This is a genomic window from Photobacterium aquae (assembly GCF_001029445.1).
In the GTDB taxonomy this organism is placed as follows: domain Bacteria; phylum Pseudomonadota; class Gammaproteobacteria; order Enterobacterales; family Vibrionaceae; genus Photobacterium; species Photobacterium aquae.
Genome location: NZ_LDOT01000013.1, coordinates 120,842 through 140,170, shown reverse-complemented (window position 1 = coordinate 140,170; position 19,329 = coordinate 120,842). Strand labels below are relative to the sequence as shown.

At 45.9% G+C, this 19,329-nt stretch carries 20 protein-coding genes and 3 tRNA genes; 11 read left to right on the top strand and 12 right to left on the bottom strand.

Going from position 1 to position 19,329, the window contains the following annotated elements:
* Window positions 1-463: 463 nt before the first annotated feature.
* Both ABT56_RS11520 and ABT56_RS11515 read left to right on the top strand, forming a co-directional pair.
* Window positions 464-1,696 (top strand): serine/threonine protein kinase, encoded by a 1,233-nt coding sequence (locus ABT56_RS11520; protein WP_047879014.1) that lies wholly within the window; start codon window positions 464-466, stop codon window positions 1,694-1,696.
* Window positions 1,697-1,944: 248 nt separating this feature from the next.
* Complete coding sequence (locus tag ABT56_RS11515) at window positions 1,945-2,229, top strand: hypothetical protein (RefSeq protein ID WP_047879013.1); 285 nt, start codon at window positions 1,945-1,947, stop codon at window positions 2,227-2,229.
* Window positions 2,230-2,244: 15 nt separating this feature from the next.
* Here ABT56_RS11515 and ABT56_RS11510 read toward each other — a convergent pair whose 3' ends face one another.
* The 5 genes from ABT56_RS11510 to artP all read right to left on the bottom strand — a co-directional run bounded on the left by ABT56_RS11510 (window position 2,245) and on the right by artP (window position 6,244).
* A complete protein-coding gene (locus ABT56_RS11510) occupies window positions 2,245-3,147 on the bottom strand; it encodes a helix-turn-helix domain-containing protein (RefSeq protein ID WP_047879012.1) in 903 nt (300 codons plus the stop codon).
* 187 nt (window positions 3,148-3,334) lie between these two features.
* Complete coding sequence (gene artM, locus ABT56_RS11505; RefSeq protein ID WP_157037829.1) at window positions 3,335-4,015, bottom strand: arginine ABC transporter permease ArtM; 681 nt, start codon at window positions 4,013-4,015, stop codon at window positions 3,335-3,337.
* The gene (gene artQ, locus ABT56_RS11500; RefSeq protein ID WP_047879010.1) at window positions 4,009-4,683 is read right to left on the bottom strand and encodes an arginine ABC transporter permease ArtQ; all 675 of its coding nucleotides are present in this window, start codon (window positions 4,681-4,683) and stop codon (window positions 4,009-4,011) included. The genes artM and artQ overlap by 7 nt, the downstream gene beginning before the upstream one ends.
* A gap of 7 nt (window positions 4,684-4,690) precedes the next feature.
* Window positions 4,691-5,443 carry an arginine ABC transporter substrate-binding protein gene (locus ABT56_RS11495; protein WP_047879009.1) on the bottom strand — a complete coding sequence of 251 codons (753 nt, stop codon included), beginning with the start codon at window positions 5,441-5,443 and terminating at the stop codon, window positions 4,691-4,693.
* Between the two features lie 72 nt (window positions 5,444-5,515).
* Complete coding sequence (gene artP, locus ABT56_RS11490; protein ID WP_047879008.1) at window positions 5,516-6,244, bottom strand: arginine ABC transporter ATP-binding protein ArtP; 729 nt, start codon at window positions 6,242-6,244, stop codon at window positions 5,516-5,518.
* Window positions 6,245-6,845: 601 nt separating this feature from the next.
* Between artP and ABT56_RS11485 the strand changes: the two genes are divergently transcribed.
* On the top strand, window positions 6,846-7,673 hold the full coding sequence (locus tag ABT56_RS11485; RefSeq protein WP_047879007.1) for an AraC family transcriptional regulator: 828 nt from the start codon (window positions 6,846-6,848) through the stop codon (window positions 7,671-7,673).
* Window positions 7,674-7,756: 83 nt separating this feature from the next.
* Here ABT56_RS11485 and ABT56_RS11480 read toward each other — a convergent pair whose 3' ends face one another.
* Together ABT56_RS11480 and ABT56_RS11475 are read right to left on the bottom strand one after the other, a co-directional pair.
* Window positions 7,757-9,085: an MFS transporter gene (locus ABT56_RS11480; protein ID WP_047879006.1), complete on the bottom strand. Its 1,329-nt coding sequence runs from the start codon at window positions 9,083-9,085 to the stop codon at window positions 7,757-7,759.
* A gap of 99 nt (window positions 9,086-9,184) precedes the next feature.
* Window positions 9,185-10,132 (bottom strand): DMT family transporter, encoded by a 948-nt coding sequence (locus ABT56_RS11475; RefSeq protein ID WP_047879005.1) that lies wholly within the window; start codon window positions 10,130-10,132, stop codon window positions 9,185-9,187.
* A 321-nt stretch (window positions 10,133-10,453) separates the two neighbouring features.
* Between ABT56_RS11475 and ABT56_RS11470 the strand changes: the two genes are divergently transcribed.
* Window positions 10,454-10,921: a GNAT family N-acetyltransferase gene (locus ABT56_RS11470; protein WP_047879004.1), complete on the top strand. Its 468-nt coding sequence runs from the start codon at window positions 10,454-10,456 to the stop codon at window positions 10,919-10,921.
* A gap of 69 nt (window positions 10,922-10,990) precedes the next feature.
* On the opposite strand, the gene ABT56_RS24180 is transcribed toward ABT56_RS11470, so the two are convergent.
* Window positions 10,991-11,167: a hypothetical protein gene (locus ABT56_RS24180; protein WP_169753904.1), complete on the bottom strand. Its 177-nt coding sequence runs from the start codon at window positions 11,165-11,167 to the stop codon at window positions 10,991-10,993.
* Window positions 11,168-11,575: 408 nt separating this feature from the next.
* Here ABT56_RS24180 and ABT56_RS11465 point away from each other — a divergent pair, with 408 nt between their 5' ends.
* Window positions 11,576-12,490: a DUF808 domain-containing protein gene (locus tag ABT56_RS11465; RefSeq protein ID WP_047879003.1), complete on the top strand. Its 915-nt coding sequence runs from the start codon at window positions 11,576-11,578 to the stop codon at window positions 12,488-12,490.
* A gap of 66 nt (window positions 12,491-12,556) precedes the next feature.
* Here ABT56_RS11465 and ABT56_RS11460 read toward each other — a convergent pair whose 3' ends face one another.
* Window positions 12,557-12,892: a hypothetical protein gene (locus ABT56_RS11460; RefSeq protein ID WP_047879002.1), complete on the bottom strand. Its 336-nt coding sequence runs from the start codon at window positions 12,890-12,892 to the stop codon at window positions 12,557-12,559.
* A 172-nt stretch (window positions 12,893-13,064) separates the two neighbouring features.
* Between ABT56_RS11460 and ABT56_RS11455 the strand changes: the two genes are divergently transcribed.
* Window positions 13,065-13,155: transfer RNA gene (locus ABT56_RS11455), tRNA-Ser, on the top strand.
* 117 nt (window positions 13,156-13,272) lie between these two features.
* On the opposite strand, the gene ABT56_RS11450 is transcribed toward ABT56_RS11455, so the two are convergent.
* Window positions 13,273-13,464 carry a hypothetical protein gene (locus ABT56_RS11450; RefSeq protein ID WP_047879001.1) on the bottom strand — a complete coding sequence of 64 codons (192 nt, stop codon included), beginning with the start codon at window positions 13,462-13,464 and terminating at the stop codon, window positions 13,273-13,275.
* A 309-nt stretch (window positions 13,465-13,773) separates the two neighbouring features.
* Here ABT56_RS11450 and ABT56_RS11445 point away from each other — a divergent pair.
* The 4 genes from ABT56_RS11445 (at window position 13,774) to ABT56_RS11430 (ending at window position 16,520) form a co-directional block, all read left to right on the top strand.
* Window positions 13,774-13,864: transfer RNA gene (locus ABT56_RS11445), tRNA-Ser, on the top strand.
* A 127-nt stretch (window positions 13,865-13,991) separates the two neighbouring features.
* A complete protein-coding gene (locus ABT56_RS11440) occupies window positions 13,992-14,402 on the top strand; it encodes a VF530 family protein (RefSeq protein ID WP_047879032.1) in 411 nt (136 codons plus the stop codon).
* Between the two features lie 143 nt (window positions 14,403-14,545).
* On the top strand, window positions 14,546-16,162 hold the full coding sequence (locus ABT56_RS11435; protein WP_047879000.1) for a sensor domain-containing diguanylate cyclase: 1,617 nt from the start codon (window positions 14,546-14,548) through the stop codon (window positions 16,160-16,162).
* Between the two features lie 133 nt (window positions 16,163-16,295).
* On the top strand, window positions 16,296-16,520 hold the full coding sequence (locus ABT56_RS11430; RefSeq protein WP_047878999.1) for a hypothetical protein: 225 nt from the start codon (window positions 16,296-16,298) through the stop codon (window positions 16,518-16,520).
* A 350-nt stretch (window positions 16,521-16,870) separates the two neighbouring features.
* Here ABT56_RS11430 and ABT56_RS11425 read toward each other — a convergent pair whose 3' ends face one another.
* Both ABT56_RS11425 and ABT56_RS11420 read right to left on the bottom strand, forming a co-directional pair.
* Window positions 16,871-17,593 carry a YebC/PmpR family DNA-binding transcriptional regulator gene (locus ABT56_RS11425; RefSeq protein ID WP_047878998.1) on the bottom strand — a complete coding sequence of 241 codons (723 nt, stop codon included), beginning with the start codon at window positions 17,591-17,593 and terminating at the stop codon, window positions 16,871-16,873.
* 307 nt (window positions 17,594-17,900) lie between these two features.
* On the bottom strand, window positions 17,901-18,371 hold the full coding sequence (locus ABT56_RS11420) for a Dps family protein (protein WP_047878997.1): 471 nt from the start codon (window positions 18,369-18,371) through the stop codon (window positions 17,901-17,903).
* A 316-nt stretch (window positions 18,372-18,687) separates the two neighbouring features.
* Between ABT56_RS11420 and ABT56_RS11415 the strand changes: the two genes are divergently transcribed.
* Window positions 18,688-18,778 (top strand) — tRNA-Ser (locus tag ABT56_RS11415).
* The last annotated feature ends 551 nt before the right edge of the window (window positions 18,779-19,329 follow it).

Below are 19,329 nucleotides of genomic sequence, written 5' to 3'. Positions count from 1 at the left end.
ACCATACATTTTTGTATGCGCTGAATTTAAGTTTGCCCTGCGGTCGAATGAGTCCCGCTGGAGTGCCAGCCCAGCCGTTCCGCCAACACAACGAAGCCTCGACGGTGAGCAACCTAGTGTAATCTTGAAATCTTATGCAGATGAGTATGCGCCTGTAGAGGTAGCGATACAGGTTGTGATCGTCATTGTGCAGCAAGAGCATGGAATAGTTACTTGTCGGCATAAAATGACTATATTTAATTATGCTCTGTCGGCAATATTATAACCATTGAAGGGCAAGACAAATTAAAGCGCTTCAAATTTAAATAGATTCATGTTTGTTATATATAAATCGGCTATTTGATGATTAATAAGTATATTAGATGGATTTGTTTAACGATCATACCACTTATATATTTCATGGAATGAGAGTTATTAATATACCTATTATGTTGTTCGTATTACTTCTCTTGGAGATTATGTAATGAGTGTATCCAACGATCTATATCCAAATGCTTCGTCACCTCTTGAAAGAAAAGACAGCGGTGTGCCATATGTGCGTCAAGGCCTTAAAGTAGAATCTTATAACGATTTTGACCCACTGAAGCATGTGATTGTAGGTATTGCCGACAACCAGCATATTCCAGAACAATGCCCTGCTAGTAACGAAAAAATTCCAGCAGACTCTCCAATGCGCGGTGGCAAGGCTGGCCGTCGTACACAAGAGACTATCGACCGAGCTAATGAATGCCTGAATGGCTTTGCCAAGATCCTAGAAAATCGCGGCATTATCGTAGACCGCCCAGGAGCCGTTGATTGGCACCAGCGTGTTACTACCCCTGATTTTACTATCAGTTCTGGTTTCGGTTGTATGCCTCCTCGTGACTGCCTACTTACCATGGGTAAGAGCATTTTGATGGCACCGATGAGCTTCCGCAGCCGTTACTTCGAATATCTGGCTTATGTTGATTTGCTACGTGAATATTTCGAATCTGACCCTGAGTGCTTGATTGAGCAGGCTCCACGCCCACGTCTTTCAGACGATAGCTTCCGCATGGACTACGTAGCTGCGTACGAGTTCCTGTCTGATGAAGAAACCATGGCGCGTTCACTGCGTAAAGAGTACTCAACCAAAGAAACCGATATCCTGTTTGATGCTGCAGACGTGATGCGTCTGGGTAAAGATATCTTCGTACAGCACGGCTTGACCACTAACCTGGCCGGTATTCGCTGGATTAAGCGTAAGTATGAGCCACAGGGCTACCGTGTTCATACTCTGAGCTTTGAAGATAATCACCCAATCCACATCGATGCAACTTTCTGTCCACTACGTCCAGGGCTGATGCTGCTTAACCCGCACCGTCCATTGTTCAAAGGCCAGCGTGAAATCTTTGAGAAGAACGATTGGCAGATTGTTGAAGCGGTTTCTCCTGCTTGGGATAACCCACCACCGCTATGCTACTCAAGCACCTGGTTGTCAATGAATACGCTGATCCTTGACCATAAGACAGTGTGTGTTGAAGCCACTGAAACCGGTCAGATGGAACAGTTCGATAAACTTGGCTTCGAAGTTATTCCAGTTGACCTGCGTGATGCTTATGCCTTCGGCGGTGGTCTACACTGTGCAACGGCTGACGTATGGCGTGAAGGTACTCGTGAAGATTACTTCCCGAACCAATTCACAGGCTCTCACAGCATCGAGCATTGGGAATACTAATAACAATCCCATATTACCGAAGAAGCCGGAACCCTTATGGGTTCCGGTTTTTTTGTTTAGATAAAATAGGGATTGGAAAAATCCGATCTATCACATTGAGGATGAAATATAAGAAAATGTTCCAGTAATATTAGATCGCGATAGGTTATTGCTAAGTAATATGTCTTCGGTAATATTTTTATGATGAATATTGAGTTAGGTTGGAGAAGTAGCCATTTATTGTATTGTTGATTTCAGGGGGGAGGTACATGAGAAAATCACGGATAGCTAGGAAACAAAATAGTGTCTATGTTTTCATTAGTGTTTTTTTTATCTCTCTTCTCGTTCTGACTTTTTCTAATACCCCCAAAACATTGCCGGTGACAGATCTCATTATCAGCTGTTTTTTCGTCAGTATATTCTTATCGCTTTTATTTTTTCTTGTTTCCATATTATGGGGCGATGGTTCAACATCCAGCGAAGAGAACAATGATGATGAGAATAACAGCGGGTATATGGAAAACTATGATTCTCGCGATGGTGGGGATGATTAAGCGCCGCTTGGGCGCTTAAGCTAACTGATTTTGTAGCTGCCCGACTACGCTACGGTGAGTGGCAACATAGTGGTGCTTGTTTAGGTGGCTGGCCCTGTACTCACGGGGGGTAACCCTTATGACACTTTTGAACTTGGCATTGAAATTAGATAAGGACGAAAAGCCCACCTCGGTGCCAATGTGTGCGATGCTCCAGTCGGTGGTTACCAAGTAGCGTGCGGCCTGACGGACACGTTGTTCGATAAGATATTGCTTGAAGGTGATCCCTAGGTTGGCGTGGAAAAAACGTGAGAAGGTACTGTCGGCCATATGGATTTGGTTGGCAACTGTCGCGACAGAAAGCGGTTCGGCTAAATTATCCGCAATATATTTCAGTGCGATGCGAACCTTGTCTTCAATGCGCTGGCTGTTGACGATGTCAAAATTGCAATCACTCAGGCTTGAATAGCTCTGCCTTGAGAGCGCTTCTAGTAAACCCAGCAAATTAAGCACTTGTGAAAACTCATAGGAATTATTCACCGCATTAAGGTAGGTATGTACGCTGGAACCAGGCGAAATATCAAATATCGACCCGCCCCGGGCATTTTCCAGCATCAGTTTGATATCACTAAATTGGATGCTATCGATAAATGTTTGGCCCAGTGCGTTAAGGCGAAAATGAAGGACGTCGCACTCTTCTGCTATGTTGTTTTTGTCGGCGGGTTGAAATTCAAAGCGATGGGGTGAGAAGGGAGTTAGTAGAACAAGTTGGCCGGGGGAAAGTTTATGGACGGTTGCCCCCAAAAACAGAGAGCAGCTTGTGGTGCGGGGCCAGACAAGCACATAATCAGCGCAAAATAGCAGGTGTTCTGTCTGTTTCGCCGCCTGTAAATCAAAGAGCAAAAATTTTGGCGTATTCGCTATAACACGTTGGCACATATTATCGACCTCAAACTTTACTTGTTTCTATTCTCTCTGTTGATACCGTTGATCACTAGGGTATCAATGGCGAAATGTGATATTTGATTGGATGAGCATCACAGGTTTAATAGAGAGTTGGGGCCATAAACAGCCCCTTAATATCCCTTGAGAGAATGCTTGCGTGGTTGCTAGTGCCGATCTGAGGTTAAGCCGTACTGCCGGTGCGTTCAAAAGCGAGGATCCTGTGCTCGATTTTGAGCATCACCAGAGCGATGATCCCGTTCATACCCAGATACAGTATGCCGGCGGCTCCGAACACGGCAAGGGTGTCATAGGTTTGTGCGTTGAGCTGCTGGGCGTATCCGGTGATATCGAGCAGGGTAATGGTACTGGTTAGCGATGAGCTTTTCAGTACGATGATGACCTCGTTTGAATAGGCGGAAAAGGCGCGTCGTAACGCATAGGGCACTAGGATGCCGAGGGTTTGTATTTGGCTAAAACCCAATGCCTCGCAGGCTTCCCATTGGCCGCTTGGAATGCGTTTTAATGCCCCGTGGAACAGCAAGGTTGTGTAGGCGGCACAGTTGAGGGTTAGCGCCAGCGTTGCACAGAACCAAGGTGAGGAGAACAGGGGCCATAATGCACTCTCTCGGATGATTGCGAATTGCCCCGGCCCGTAGTAGATGAGGAATATCTGTACTAATAGAGGTGTGCCGGTAAAAAGTGTCAGGTAGAGCTTGGTGAGGGAGTGTGCAATAGGAAGTTTGAGGGCTAGGATCAGAGTCATGAGCAGGGCCAGTGCCAGCCCGATAATCAGGGCGACGACTGTCACCGACAGGGTGATCGGTAGCCCGTTGAGTAGTTCGCGAATATAGTCGCTCATGATATAGCCCTCTCAAAGTGGGTGACGCGTGATTCAATGCGCTTTAGACACCATTGGCTGCAGATGGATATCACAAGGTAGATCAAGGCGGCCATGGCGAACCAAGTGAATGGTAGGAAGGTAGCCGAAGAGGTAAGTTGTGCCTGCCACATCAGGTCGTTCACCCCGATGAGTGACACCAACGCGGTATCTTTTAGTAGCACCAGCCATTGAGCCCCCAACCCCGGTAGAGCATGGCGCCAAACCTGTGGCAAAATGAGTCGGAAAAATATCACATGCTTGGGCAAGCTAAGGGCAATGCCGGACTCCCATTGGCCGACGGGAACCGCATTGAACGCGCCACGAAGCGTTTGTGAGGCATAGGCGGCGAAGATCAGGCTCAGTGCCATCACCCCACACCAAAAAGGTTGGAATTCGACATAACTTCCGGTGATCAGGAACAGTACTTGTGTGGAACCGAAATAGATGAACAGGACGACCAGTAGCTCCGGGAGACCCCGCAGCAACATCATGATGGTTTTGATTGGTACGGCAACGAATTTCAACCGGGAGCGTTCCATTCCGGCGATACTGACGGCAAGGACGAGGCCGAAGGCCAGCGCGGTCAGCGCCAGCCCGATAGTCATCAATGCTGCCGGAAATAACTGCTGATAATATCCAGACATAAGCATTCACCTGTTACATGAACCATTTGTTGTAAATTTCTTGGTAAGTACCGTCCGCTTTGATTTCAACAAGGGCGGTATTGAGCTGTTTGAGTAATGCTTGGTTCTGCGGATGGACGGCAATCCCGAAGCCTTGGCCGAAATAGGCGCTATGGGTAATAGGCTGGCCGATCATGTTCAAGGTACTGTCTTTTTTCATCCATTCGCTAATGACGGCTGTATCGCCGAAGACGGCATCGACACGTCCGCTTTTCATGTCAATGAACGCATTTTGATAGTTGGTATAAGGTACCGGGATCAGGCCGGGAAGCTGATCTTTGATGTATTTCTGATGAGTTGTGCCGTTTTGCACCCCGACTCTCTTACCTTTAAGGGCTTGTGCATAGGTCACGCTATTGACGGAAACAAAGACGGCAGCGTTGTCGTAATAGGGATCACTGAAGGCGACTTGTTTCTGGCGTTCGGCGGTAATGTCCATTCCGGAGATTGCCGCGTCGTAGCGGCGAAGTTTGATGCTGGGGATCAGGCTGTCAAACGCGTGGTTGTGGTAGCTGCAGCTGATCTTCATTTTATCGCACAGGGCATTGGCGATATCGACATCAAAGCCAATGATTTCGTTCTTTTCGTTGGTGAACTCAAAAGGCGGATAGGTGGCATTCATGGCAAATTTGACGGTGTCCTGCGTTGTCGCTGTCGCGCCAAGCGGAGCGGTACACAGTGCTAGCAATACCACTTTGCCTAAAGGGGGGAATGGAAATCCTGACATGTTGTGCTCCTTGTTGGTGTTGTGTCCGTGTTGTTGAATGGTGTTTTTATTGTGCTGTGCAAAAACGTTAACTCAGTGCGATAGATAGTGAGAGAAGGCCTCGGTAGTGGGAGACGACAGGCAATCGGCCGTGCCCATTTCAACAATCTTGCCGCCTTCGAGATAAATCACATGGGTTGCAATTTTGCGCGCCAGTTCTACTTCGTGGGTGACGACGACTTGGGTGATACCGGTGGCCGAGAGCTCTTTGACGATACTGATAAGCTGGGTTGTGATAGCTGGGTCAAGGGCGGCGGTAGGCTCGTCAAACAGCAGTACTTCAGGCTCCATCATCAAGGCCCGGGCAATCGATACACGCTGTTGTTGCCCACCTGATAGCTGGAGTGGGTAGCGTGATTCCAAATCATAGAGACGCAGGCGTTTGATCAGTTCGGCGGCTTTGGCATTGGCGAGTTCCCGGGGCATTTTCTTGACCTTGATAGGAGCCTCGACCAAGTTTTCGAGTACGGTCATATGGGGCCAGAGATTGTACTGCTGAAAAACCATGCCGACTTTTTGCCGCAAATGGGAAATGTCGCTTTGGTTGACCGGGAGATCAAAAAGGAAGTCTTGGTCATCAATGTGCATTGCGCCAGCTTTGGGGATCTCCAATAAGTTGAAGACGCGCAGTAAGGTACTTTTTCCAGCGCCGCTGGGGCCAAGCAATACCAGAACATCGCCTTTTTCTATATTAAGGCTGACATCAAATAGGCACTGGTTCGTCCCATAGAAGCAGTTGATATTATCGAGCCTCATAATCACCTCTGATATTTAATCCGCAAAAATGCGTGTTCTATTCTTAGGTTTTATTTAAGGCTTTTTTTTCTCTTGAATATATAGTTTGAATCTAGCTTGAGCTTTTTTTGATAGTGGTTAGTTATTTTATGGCAACGAAAACTATTTTGGATGAGATATAAATAATCTTGTCCAAATCATAATGCTTCATTTTTACGGGGTGTTCATAATTGTAGCGATGAAGGAACAGCTAGATGAGGGATGCCTAAGGGTTTTTACGTGTCTGAACGCGGAAAAACACTTACGTTTCAGTTGTCATGTCGTTATTCAAACATGACGTTGAGCTCGGCTTGCCGAGCTCTTTTTTGCATATTCTCATCGGTTTCGTTCACAAAGGTAACGCTTTTTAGCCTCTTTTGTTTGGCATTAGTATGCCGAGCAATGTATATCTATCGCTCATTTTTCCATGTGTTGCATCGTGTTTCATTAACAGAAAGTGTGATAGATCGCATTATTATTAATACTGTTCGAGTTGCATCGAAAGGATGTTTGACGATGCTCACCGCTCTTGCTTGTCAAATTGGTATGTTATTCCGATATTGAAACTGCTCAACGCAGGGAGCGTCCGATGCGATCTCACAGTAATATTGACAATGATTTTTTCCTTGTTGCACTGGATACCGAACCGCAGTGTGTCCCGCACTATCACGAGTTTGCTGAAATCCTGTTCACTGATGATTCGCCATTATCACTGTTGATTGATATAGACCATGCTATAACAGCTGAGCCTGGCAGTATTGTCTATATCCCCCCACAGACCCGGCATTTGGTTTCCCGCCCTCTTGATAGCAGCCCTTGCCGAAGTTTGCAGATTAACCTGCAACGCCTGTATTTGATGGTGGCTCAAACACCTTATGTGTCACCGATAGAAAAGCTCTATGAGTTTGAAAAAAACAACATGGTTTTTTCTGGCGAGGCTGCAAAAAAAATCATCGAAATGTCGCGAAATATAAAAAATGAATTTGAGTTGAGTAATTTGAGTGAAGTCATTCAAATTATCTGCTTATTGGATAATGAGCGTAGCGGTGTGTATGAAGGTGAACTGCGGAGAAAATCAAAAAAAGAAATCGATTTGTGCGCGTCATTGAATGTGATGTTATCGAATTCTCCCGCAAGAAATTGGAATATTGACCATATTGCCAAGAAGTTTTTCATGTCGCGTTCAACTTTCAATCGGATTATCAAAAAAAATACCGGTATGCCGTTCCATTCCTGGATCCTCCAGCGAAAAATGGATTTAGCCTGTGAGTCGCTCCGGACACAGGAAAAGTCCATTCAGGAAATCTCCGATATCCTCGGTTTCTCGTCTGCCTCCCATTTCTCGAAAGCATTTCGTGACCGTTTCGGCACGACCCCCAGTGAATATCGGCTTGCTCAGGGGCAGCCGGTGTTGTAGCCAAGGGCCACTGCAATCATGCAGTGGCTCTTTGGTTTTTGTTGTCGTTTTATCTGTTGTGTTGCTCAAAATATTCTTGGCAGTTAATCACAAAGGGGCTTACCGCAGGTTTCCTTGCTAAATGACATTGCGATCAAGGCGACAATAGCCGCCAGTACCAGATAGTAAGCCGGGGCAACTTGCGATCCCGTGACATTAATCAGCCAAGTCGCAATGAGGGGGGCTGTACCGCCGAACAAGGCGTTGGCGCAGTTGAATGTAAAGGCAAAGCCGCTGTAGCGCATTGGGGTTGGGAATATTTCGGTCAGGAAGCAGGCTAGCGTCCCGTCATTCATGGCCAGCATAGATACCAGCAGGATCTGTGCGATAACAATTAACAGCAATGACTGGCTGCCGATCAAATAAAACAGCGGTACGGTGAGGACAATGAAGCCAATTGAGGCGTAGGTGAGGGTACGTTTTCTGCCTAGTGAGTCAGACAGCACGCCCATGTAGAACACCAACCCAATGTAAACAGAGAGGGTCAGGGTGGACATCAAGAACGATGTGGTTTCGGCAAGCCCTAATTCAGCCGATAAGTAGGTCGGCATGTAGCTAAGCAGGGTATAAAAACCGACGGCATTAAGGCTGGTAACACCAAACGCTATTAATATTTCTTTGGGGTGGTGAGAGAGGAGGCGCTTGAGAGGAACTTGGCTTTCTTTTTGCCGGTTTGCACTTTCTTCTTCCATTTGTCTGAATTTCGGTGAGTCTTCAAGGTGCACTCGGATATAGCGTCCGATTAGGCCAAATGGTGCTGCCAGTAAAAATGGAATTCGCCAGCCCCAGTCACTGAGTTGTTCGGCACTGAGCAATGTGTATAGCATTGAGACAAACAGCGCGCCGAATAAGAGCCCTGCCGCTGTACTGGCGGGAACGATGGCGGCATAAAGCCCGCGTTTGTTGTCAGGGGCATACTCAGCTAGAAATGTGGCGGCACCTGCGTATTCGCCGGAGGCTGAAAACCCTTGGATCAGACGGGCGATAAGCAAGATGATTGGGGCGGCCAGTCCAATGCTTTGGTAGGACGGAACAAGTGCGATACAAAAGGTCGCGCAGGACATGATGATGATGGAGACCGACAGGGCATTTTTGCGTCCATAGCGATCGCCAATATGGCCCCAGAATATGCCGCCAAGGGGTCTGACGAGGAATGACAGGGCAAAGACGGCAAAGGCGGCAAGAAGACCGGATGTCTTATCTGTTTGGGGGAAAAAAACAACGGCGATGACAGTGGCGAGGTAGCCGTATGAGGCGTAATCGAACCATTCGACAAAGTTGCCGATGAAACTGGCCGTCGCGGCTCGTTTGAGCTCCCGGTGGGAGTCATCCTTGTTTTCCGGGTACGTACCCGGTGAGAGGGTTGTAGCCATAAAATCTCCTAACGTTGCTTACGACATAACGTCTGGGGTGGCTGTATTGCCAAGGAAAATGAAAAACCCTGCTGCAAGTTATGCAGCAGGGTTTGGTTGTTATGGCGTAACCACTTTGGCTTTATGCCTATTTTTAAGGTTGTTGACGAGGCCCAGCCCCATTTCACTGACACCGCCGAGGATAATCAGCAAGCCGCCGATAGACTGCGCCATGGACAGTGGCTCGTTGAAAATCAGAATACCGATAATTGAGGCGACCACACACTCCCAGTAGGAGACACAGGCGAATTCGACCGCTAGCAGGTTGCGAGTGGCAATGGTGCAGAGTGACAGGGCACCGAACCCGCATACAATACCGATGGCAATCCACCAAACCCAGTCAGTTGCGGTCATTTGCGCCACAGAAGGATTGGTGAAGATGAACAGCATGCAAATGCCACCGACCGCGAAGACGAAGTTCCAGAATGAGCGTACATCTCCGGGGACATCTGTACGGTAACGGCCGAAGAACAGGAACAGGCCATAGCCGACACCGGATGCCAATGCCAGCATGTCACCGAAGAAGGTTTCCTTGGAGAAGCTGATACCGACTTCGATACCGCCAGGGGTGAACTTGACCAAGCCTACAATGAGCAGCATCCCGACAAACACCGCAGAGATTGCAAATAAGGTGATGGGCTTGAGTGGCTCTTTCAAGAAGATGATGGCCAATAGCGATGAGATGATAGGGCCGACGTAGATGAAGAACACGGCATTGGCGATAGAGGTGTGCTGGGTGGCGGCAACATAGGCCGACAGGCAGGTTCCCATGAAGAAACCGCTGGCGATCATGGATGGCGAGAGCTTGTACTTCTTTAAGTCTGACAATCGCCCTAGTCGCATCAGGATAAAGAAGAATAGGATTGCGCCGAACATCATGCGCGAGAAGGCGATAACATCACCCTGTGCATTAATGTGGCGGGCGAAGAATCCTACAAAACCCATTAGGGTGGCCGCACCGAAGGCGGATACGAAGCCAACAACTTTGGCATTGTCAGTCCAGCTCATGATCATAATCTCCGTTGAATAGGGTATGTTCCGTTTTATGCAAGACGCGTTGACGACACGTTTTGTTTGTTTTTGTTGTTATAACCTGAAGATGATCGTTCGCTTTGACATAAACGCACTATTGGCTATCAAAATTGTTTCACGATATCGATATTTTGCGCTGGCGCTATGCGTCGGTGGCATTGGAAGGTGAATAAAAACGCAATATTGTCTGGTGGTAATAGTGTTTTGAGCTTGAATGGGATAATGGGATTGGTTATTGCGTGCTACAGTGTTGGGACATTGTGTTGTTGTCTTTCTCAGTGAGAGTAGGAGTACGCTGTGGAAATAATCAATGTCGATACCGATACGCTACCAGTCTACCTAAACCTATCGCAACCTTATGAAGCGGAGTTTTCGGCCTATACCGGAAAGATGCCTGATGAGCAGGGGCTGTTCTTCATGGATACGCTGATCGGGGGCAACGTGAAAGGGTTCTTGCTGTATATCGACAATGCACCCGCTGGCTTGGCTGCTATAGCGGAGACGGCCCCAGGCCATTTTGAAGTGTGTGATTTTTATGTCGTGCCAGTGTTTCGCAAAAACCGTGTCGGGCAAGCATTTGCCCATGCGCTGTTTGCCATGATGCCAGGGCAGTGGGTCAGCAAGCAGATTGCCGGTGCGGATCATGCCGTCGCATTCTGGCGTCGGGCCATTGGGGTATATACCCATGAGCGCTTCGAGGAGGATACCTATCAAGACGCTTATTGGGGGCCTGTTACCCGGCAGCAGTTCCAGATCATTGCCTAAAACGCATCCCTATTTCCATCGAATAATGCTAATACCCAAGTTGCTGGTGTGACTTGGGTATTTTGTGCATTAGCAATTTCCTTTTTTGGCTTGCCCTGGCGGACAAAAATGGCCATGACCGTAATTATCGTTAGAGCTGGCTTTAATCGTGACACCATCAAGCTCCCCTTCTATATGGGTCAGCTGACAACCTGTGATAGTGAGGGTGCCAATGATAAGCAATGCCGTAAGAATGATTTTTTGCATAGCGATTTCACTCCTGAATGTGGGCGGGCGACTCTATCAGCGAGAGTCTTTAATCATGTCATCGCTGTGTAAAATTCAATCAATCTTGTTGTGCTGGGATAAAAATCGGGTGCCTGCGTGAGTAAATGGGATGTTTTTCCCCTGTTAAGTGGGGCCATGTTTTCGGGAGGATATGGCGAAATAGTATTTCATTGTAGGCAAAGGGTGGTAATATCTTGTTACAATTTACTGGGGATTATCAATGCTGCCAAAGGGTTACCAATATTGGTAGGTGGCTAGGGAGCAAGTACCACTGGAGAGTGCGGTAAGGACACCTTGATAATGATCTCATCGGTAGTAACGAGCTGGGCTATTCTGGGATAAGCAGACCAAAATAGCTGGGCAAAGCAAATTATAACGAGGTGCCAAGTGGCTGGAGCGAGTTTATTAACCTTGCTTGACGATATTGCAACCGTGCTCGACGATGTTGCCGTCATGAGTAAAGTAGCGGCAAGGAAAACCGCGGGTGTACTGGGAGACGACTTGGCATTGAATGCCCAGCAGGTGGCTGGTGTGAGGGCTGAGCGAGAAATCCCTGTGGTGTGGGCGGTAGCAAAAGGCTCTTTTCGTAACAAAATGATTCTAGTTCCGGCCGCGTTATTGATCAGTGCCTTTGCGCCTTGGTTGATCACTCCCATGCTTCTGATCGGTGGTTTGTTCTTGTGCTTTGAGGGCTTCGAGAAAATTGTCGAAAAGCTGCTGCATTCTCATCATTCTGAAGAATCGGCGGTGTTGGCTGAAATGGATGAAGCCGAAGATCTGGTTGAGTTTGAGCGCCGGAAAGTTCAGGGTGCGATTCGAACAGACTTCATATTGTCAGCTGAAATCATTGTGATCGCGCTGGGTACAGTTCAAACCTCAACCATGTTGACGCAGGTGCTGGTGGTGAGTGTGATTGCGGTATTGATGACGATCGGTGTGTATGGCCTTGTGGCTGGTATCGTTAAGCTTGATGATGCTGGGTTGTATCTGGCCAACAAGAGCAAGCCGGGTACATTGAAATACGGTTTTGGCACTATGCTGATTAAGTCTGCGCCATATCTCATGAAATTCCTCGCGGTTGTCGGCACTATCGCCATGTTCTTGGTAGGCGGTGGTATTGTCGTCCACAGCATGCCACATTCACATGTTTTGCTAGAGCATTTGGCACAGCAAGCGGCGGTGGTTCCCGGTGGTGCCATGATGCTGCCTGCATTTGTTAATGCGGCTGTCGGCCTATTTAGTGGTGCGGTTGTGTTGCTTGTTGTGTCTGTTGGCCGCAAGTTGAAATCAGCCATCGCTTAATGGTTCTGAAGAACAAAAAAACGCTGCTACGTGCAGCGTTTTTTTATGTCTGTTTACAACAAGGAGTTAAATAAGCCATTGGGCTTCGGAGCGGATCACTTCGCCTTCGTTCATGTGGTAGCTGAGGCATTCGAGCTGATGGCTGTGGGTAAATGATTTTTCGACTTGGCACGGTGTGCCTTGGGCAAGGTGGAGCATGAATTGATGAATGGCAGATTCGAAGCTCTGATCATCAAGTATTCTTTTCGGTCGGTGGAAAACAAATTGCGTAAGGCCTAGCGGTGAATCATGCTTGATTCGGGTCTTAGTGACGCTGCTAAAGCCAAATTCCGCGGCAGAGGGCTGGATCCCTCCCGGAAGGAGGTGTGCTGGAACGGTGAGAGAAGCCTGAACGATTGTCATACTGATATCCTTATCACGATAAAAATACGTCGTGCTGGACTTAATATACGATTTTGTAAACGTAAAACAAACTTTATAAATCATTATAAAAGCAGATTGGTCGTATAACCAGCGGTTGATTTTTAAGGGCTTTACAACATGAAATCATATCGTTATTATACGCCGCACTTACGGAGGGATGGCTGAGTGGTTGAAAGCACCGGTCTTGAAAACCGGCATACGTTTATAGCGTATCTAGGGTTCAAATCCCTATCCCTCCGCCACTTTCAAAAAAGCCGACTTAATTGTCGGCTTTTTTACATCTGCGTTTTGTGACAATGGGGTAGGGTGCAGAACCATAGACTGGGTTCAACCTATGCCATTTCATTGGGGCGAAGCCACTACAACAGCCCCTCAACCCTTGCTTGATGTAATACGATAGGGTCAACATTGGCATAGGCGGCATCCCACAGTGATGCGATGAAAAGCCGCTCTTTTCCTTCTGCTTGCCGTTCTAGTTGATCCAGTAGTCTGAGTTCGTTCAGTGTCATTGGTTGTCTAAATAATCCTTTGGCTAGTTCCAGCTTTTCCATGTCCTTAACTCCAACAATTTTCCATACCCAAGCTCACAGGAATTTGTAAGTTTGGGTATGGTGAATTGAGTGCTGTATGTTTTTTACCCTATATGTGGGCTCGGTGTTGTATCGTGATCTAGATCATAATTGTGCGTTTATTATGCTGATCTGCAGTCTAAATATTCTGTGATAATCAAATAGTGAAAACAGACGATGCTGGCGGGCGTATTTATCGGCGGATTGATCTAAAGGTGGGCGGTTGGCGATGGGTGGGAAAATAAGTGCTTTACACAAAGCAGAGAACTCATTATTATACGCCGCACTTACGGAGGGATGGCTGAGTGGTTGAAAGCACCGGTCTTGAAAACCGGCATACGTTTATAGCGTATCTAGGGTTCAAATCCCTATCCCTCCGCCACATTCAAAAAAGCCGCTGTATTTACAGCGGCTTTTTTTCGTTTGAATCATGGCTTTCAGATAAGGCGAAGAGCTTTGCGACTAATAAGCCACTAACAATGAGGGAATGCTTCATGACTGAACGTACCATGTCAGATCAAGAACGAATTGAGTTGCAGCAGAATAACCCATTGCACGGCCTTAAGATGGAAGACATGCTGAAACAGTTGGTAGACCACTATGGTTGGGTCATTCTTGATACTGCAATGCGTATGAATTGTTTTCATACCAATCCGAGTATTGCCAGCAGTGTCAAATACCTGAAAAAGACAGAGTGGGCGAGAGAGCGAGTAGAGAACTTCTATTTGTACCGCTTCAAGCGTATGCCGAAATCATCGGATGTTGAATACAGCATGCCGCCTAGATCGCGTACGTTTCCACACGGTTTGAAGCCTAGAGAGCCGATGGAATTAACCGTCGAGTCTATTTTGCAATCACAGGCAAAAGCGGCATCCGCACATAAGGAAAGAGCGTCGAAACGTCGTTTTAACCGCCGATAGGCCAAGTACGCTGTAGCGATAGTATATTTGGTAGTGAAAGCCAGCCTGAGATGGGCTGGCTTTTTTATATCTCTCTATCATTATGAGACATGTATCACTATAATCGCTAGCTTGTCGATATTGTTATCAGTCTGGCGCATTCAATGAAAAAGCTAGCCTTTCCAGAATTAAAGTATTTTCTCATAAGATACTTTGTTGCCTTCATCATTCTATTCTCGGTTTTTTTCTCCCTATTTTATTACGATACGTGCTCTGAAATGGCGATGACCAAGAGCAATATCAAAGTGCAGCAACAGGCTTTGCTGGAAGGAAAAAAAGAGTACATAGAGTGGGAGATGCTCTACGTGGCTAAAGAAACGGCCTTGTTGGCTGATCTCCTTTCTCAGTTCAAAATCTATCAGATTGTTGATTTGAAAGATGCTGATGCGAGAAAAGCAGCACTTAATGCGTTTGCTTCTGCATTGGAAATCGTTAGTCAGCGTAAAGAAATTTACGATCAGATCAGATACCTCGATATACGGGGTAATGAGATTGTACGGGTCAATTTCAACAATGGCCATGCTCGTGCGGTCTCAGAGGATCAACTGCAGAACAAAGCGCACCGTTATTATTTTCAAGAAGCTGTTAAGTTAAAGTGTCATGGTATCTATATTTCGCCATTGGATTTGAATGTAGAGCATAATCAAATTGAAGTACCCTATAAGCCGATGATCCGGCTTGCGATACCGGTTTTTGACGATCATGGTAAAAAACAAGGCGTGTTGATCATCAATTATCTTGCCCGGTATTTAATGAATGGCCTCAAACGCTTTAATTTGGATAACCAAACCAATTATATGTTGGTGAACAAAGACGGGGATTTTTTGTTCAATAACCAACGGCCAGATCTTGAGTTTTCCTTTATGTTTAAAGATCAAGATAAAGCCACTATATATAGTCAGTTTCCTGATTTTGCCACTCACTTACGTGAAACCAATAAAGGGCAGTTTGAGACAGAACTGGGAATTGTGACGATTGTCTCTGTGGGGCCCGATGGACGTTTCAACCCTTACTGTTTTCAGGAATACCATATAGCCGACAATGCATCGACAGCGTGGAAGTTGGTCTCTTTTGTTCCTTTTGATAATCAGGCTGATTTATCCAATCTGGTGACACACCGCCGTCTGCTGATGGTTGTTGGGGTGCTGTTGAGTTTGGTGCTTTCTTATCTGATTGCCAAATATCAGTTACGAGTGTACATCGACAATCGGCGGATAAATTTTTTGGCTAGACACGATTGTTTGACAAGACTCGTTAACCGAGATGCTTTTCAGCAAACGGCAACAAAAATACTGAAGTTAAAGGCAAAGAACAATGAAGGTGCTTGCCTGATCTATATAGATTTGGATGACTTCAAATATATCAATGATCATTATGGCCATGCTGCAGGAGATAAGACATTGGAGCATGTCGCATCGGTGATGCGAGAGGTATTTGGCCATAAGGCGCTATTAGCCCGTTTAGGGGGGGACGAGTTCGCGATTCTGCTGTCTCATACCCAGCATGTGAAAAACCCACAGCGTTATGCAGACTCATTATTGCAATTGTTAAGTTGCCCTGTCGAAGTCTTGCCGCAGCATTTCATACAAGTGAATGCCAGCGTTGGAGGCAGTTTATATCAGGGAGCAGGGGATTCGCTTGAAGCCTTGATGCACCGAGCCGATACCGCGATGTATCAAGCGAAGAAAAGTGGTAAGAACCGTTACGCATTCGTTGATTAGGCTTGGTATAGAGATGCGGGGCTGTAGGGAGCCCCGCAGTTTGACAATCATTCATTATATGTGTTTGAGGGCATATTATTTGGCGCCATAATTTTGTAATGTGCTATTGCCTGTCGGCTATTTAGGAGGAATTATGGTTGCAAGGATGACCATTGGCCGCGAGACAATATTGAATTTGGATTCTGTTGAGTACAAGTGGATTGAGGCACTCTGTTATGATGGCGTTGAAGAAGAAATGATTAATGAGTCAATCCAGCGTTGTCTCGGTGGAGACAAGGCAAGTGCTGATTTGTTGCGAAGAATTGCGTTGAAGCAATGTTCGCCTAACGAACTGTTGAGATATATCGATCAGTTATAAATCTATTGCTTAATATCTTATTGTAACCATCAAATAGATTTGTTTTACCTGTTGACTATAAGGCTATATAAAAGAGGGGTTGCTCAATAGGCAATTAATCGTATCTTTTAGCTATTGTTTTGGCCACCACTTATTGTGGTGGTTTTTTTTGCCTATCGTTTAGCAGACGTGAAAAGTTCTTTGCTAACGTTTTGATTTTATCTCAATTAATATGCGACTGTTGTGATAATGTTCTAATAAACAGTAGCCAAACCGGATAATGGCTAAGAAAAGAGGGGAGAGGCTAATATGATGAGGGATAGATACAAAAATCCCCGGCTGAACCGGGGATTTTCAAGAGAGGGCTGAAATTATTCAGCGATCTCTGCGTTGTGGTAAACGTTCTGAACGTCATCACAATCGTTTAGCGCGTCAAGGAACTTCTCGAACTTCGCAACGTCATCGCCAGATAGCTCTGTCATTGTCTGTGGTACGAAAGAAATTTCTTCTACGTCGATGGTTACGTCAGGCATTGTTGCCATCAGTGCATTCTTCACTTTGAAGAATTCAGTGTGAGGAGCGAATACTGTGATTACGCCATCTTCACACTCGATATCAGACACGTCTGCATCTTCCATCATTAGATTTTCAAGTACAGCTTCTTCGTCGTCACCGTTGAACTGGAATACAGCTTGGTGCTCGAACATGTGAGAACATGTACCTGGAGAGCCGATTTTTGCACCGTTCTTCACGAAGCACTGGCGTACGTCCATGAATGTACGGTTGTTGTTGTCTGTTAGACAGTCAACGATCACCATGCAGTTGCCTGGGCCAAAACCTTCGTAGCGAGCAGTTGCGAAATCTTCACCGCCGCCGCCTTTCGCCTTGTCGATTGCTTTTTCGATAACGTGGCTAGGAACCTGATCTTTCTTCGCTTTTTCAATCATGCGCTTCAGTGATAGGTTGCTGTCAGGGTCGATACCACCGTTTTTCGCAATTACGTAAATTTCTTTACCGTATTTTGAATAAACTTTGATTTTTGCGCCCTGAGTTTTTGCCATAGAGGCTTTACGGACTTCGAAACTGCGTCCCATAGGAATCACTCTCTTCTGTAATTTGGGATTTCTGTTGGCTGCGGATTTTACCAGTAACCGATAGGAGCTGGCTAGGGGGTAATAACGTTTGCGGGGGCATGAATGTTGGGGTAGATCAAGATTCTTTGCTGATTGTGGTGCAAGTAATCAATTTTTATACAAGTTTCAGGCGAAAAAAAGCGCAAATGGTCATAAGGCGATAAATTGAAACCACAGATTGCCAGTATGGTATGAGGAACACTAGAACCTAATATACCCAAAACGCCTCATAGCGAGGCGTTGTGGGAGGGGAAACTAGGATGGGTGATTACTGAAGGTATGCGTTCAGCATCCAAGTTTCTTTTTCTTGCTGACCGATGTAGTCACTCATTAGCGCGACCGTACCTTCGTCACCTAGCTCACTGGCGCTTGCTAGAATACGGCGCTGTTTGAGTATTAGGATTTTGTAGGCGTCCAGTATGTTACGTATGGCTTCTGTGCCATCGGTGACGTCCAGTTTTTCTGGTACTTCGGCTAGGGCTAGGTATTTTGAGTAACCGTGAACAGGACGGGAACCCAAAGTCAGAATACGTTCTGCCAGCTCATCAACTTTCAAGATAAGATCGTTGTACATTTCTTCAAATTTTGCGTGTAATTCAAAGAAGTTACGACCCTTGATGTTCCAGTGATAACCACGGACATTCATATATAGAAGTTGGTAGTCAGCCAGCAATTTGTTAAGTGCTTCAGAGAGTACGATAGTTTGGTCTTTATCAAGGCCGATCAGATTCTTTTCCATAATTCCTACCTCATAGGCTTCACGTAATACTGTTAGTGAAATCTTCACTGTTTCGTTGGGAGTAGATTACGATGAAGGATAGGTAAGCAAAAGTGGGCTGTAGCTATTAGTGAAATAGCCAAAACCTATGCACGCTTGGCACACTCCTTGGCAATTTATGTTGTTTTTATCATGTCGGTAACAGTGAATGATGTAAAGGTGTGTGGTAAAAACAACCAACATTTAACCGGTTGATTATAAAGTATTCGCTTGGGTGGTTGTCATCATTTAATGCTTTACAGCGTCAATCAGAATGACTAACATATGTCGCACTTACGGAGGGATGGCTGAGTGGTTGAAAGCACCGGTCTTGAAAACCGGCATACGTTTATAGCGTATCTAGGGTTCAAATCCCTATCCCTCCGCCACTTTCAAAAAAGCCGACTTAATTGTCGGCTTTTTTACATCTAAAATTTGTGACAATGGGATAGGGTGCAGAGCCCTAGACAGGGTTCACCCTATTGCATTTTATTTGGGCGAAGCCGTAGCACATTGCTACCACCTTATCATCAAAACTTTTCCTACGTTATTTATGACCAATGGCTACCGTGATTGGTATTTTCTACCGGTTTTTTATCTTTGAAATTTACGTTCAAGGTAACAGATTAATTTAGATAGATATCCCATTTGTAGATTGAACCATGAGTGATTGGCTCGTGCGATCTTATTTATTATACAAATAATAATTATTTTCATTTAAAATCTGTGTCTGATGTAGTAGGAATGAGGTTTTATATGGATATTGTTGCTATTGGACCTACCTGAGAAGCATTACCTGCAAGTGATGATATTGGCTTTCTTTGTCAATGAAACTTACATGGCGCTGAAAGTGAAATATCTCAATATTTTGAGAATATCCGAACCAGAAAACTGGTGCGGTTAGGACTATTGGGTAATCAGGGTTAGGTATATGTTTAAT

Coding starts and splice junctions, on each gene's coding strand:
- ABT56_RS11520 (WP_047879014.1), top strand. CDS start 464: ATGAGTGTATCCAACGATCTATATCCAAATGCTTCGTCACCTCTTGAA.
- ABT56_RS11515 (WP_047879013.1), top strand. CDS start 1,945: ATGAGAAAATCACGGATAGCTAGGAAACAAAATAGTGTCTATGTTTTC.
- ABT56_RS11510 (WP_047879012.1), bottom strand. CDS start 3,147: ATGTGCCAACGTGTTATAGCGAATACGCCAAAATTTTTGCTCTTTGAT.
- artQ (WP_047879010.1), bottom strand. CDS start 4,683: ATGCTTATGTCTGGATATTATCAGCAGTTATTTCCGGCAGCATTGATG.
- ABT56_RS11495 (WP_047879009.1), bottom strand. CDS start 5,443: ATGTCAGGATTTCCATTCCCCCCTTTAGGCAAAGTGGTATTGCTAGCA.
- ABT56_RS11485 (WP_047879007.1), top strand. CDS start 6,846: ATGCGATCTCACAGTAATATTGACAATGATTTTTTCCTTGTTGCACTG.
- ABT56_RS11480 (WP_047879006.1), bottom strand. CDS start 9,085: ATGGCTACAACCCTCTCACCGGGTACGTACCCGGAAAACAAGGATGAC.
- ABT56_RS11475 (WP_047879005.1), bottom strand. CDS start 10,132: ATGAGCTGGACTGACAATGCCAAAGTTGTTGGCTTCGTATCCGCCTTC.
- ABT56_RS24180 (WP_169753904.1), bottom strand. CDS start 11,167: ATGCAAAAAATCATTCTTACGGCATTGCTTATCATTGGCACCCTCACT.
- ABT56_RS11460 (WP_047879002.1), bottom strand. CDS start 12,892: ATGACAATCGTTCAGGCTTCTCTCACCGTTCCAGCACACCTCCTTCCG.
- ABT56_RS11450 (WP_047879001.1), bottom strand. CDS start 13,464: ATGGAAAAGCTGGAACTAGCCAAAGGATTATTTAGACAACCAATGACA.
- ABT56_RS11440 (WP_047879032.1), top strand. CDS start 13,992: ATGTCAGATCAAGAACGAATTGAGTTGCAGCAGAATAACCCATTGCAC.
- ABT56_RS11435 (WP_047879000.1), top strand. CDS start 14,546: ATGAAAAAGCTAGCCTTTCCAGAATTAAAGTATTTTCTCATAAGATAC.
- ABT56_RS11430 (WP_047878999.1), top strand. CDS start 16,296: ATGGTTGCAAGGATGACCATTGGCCGCGAGACAATATTGAATTTGGAT.
- ABT56_RS11425 (WP_047878998.1), bottom strand. CDS start 17,593: ATGGGACGCAGTTTCGAAGTCCGTAAAGCCTCTATGGCAAAAACTCAG.
- ABT56_RS11420 (WP_047878997.1), bottom strand. CDS start 18,371: ATGGAAAAGAATCTGATCGGCCTTGATAAAGACCAAACTATCGTACTC.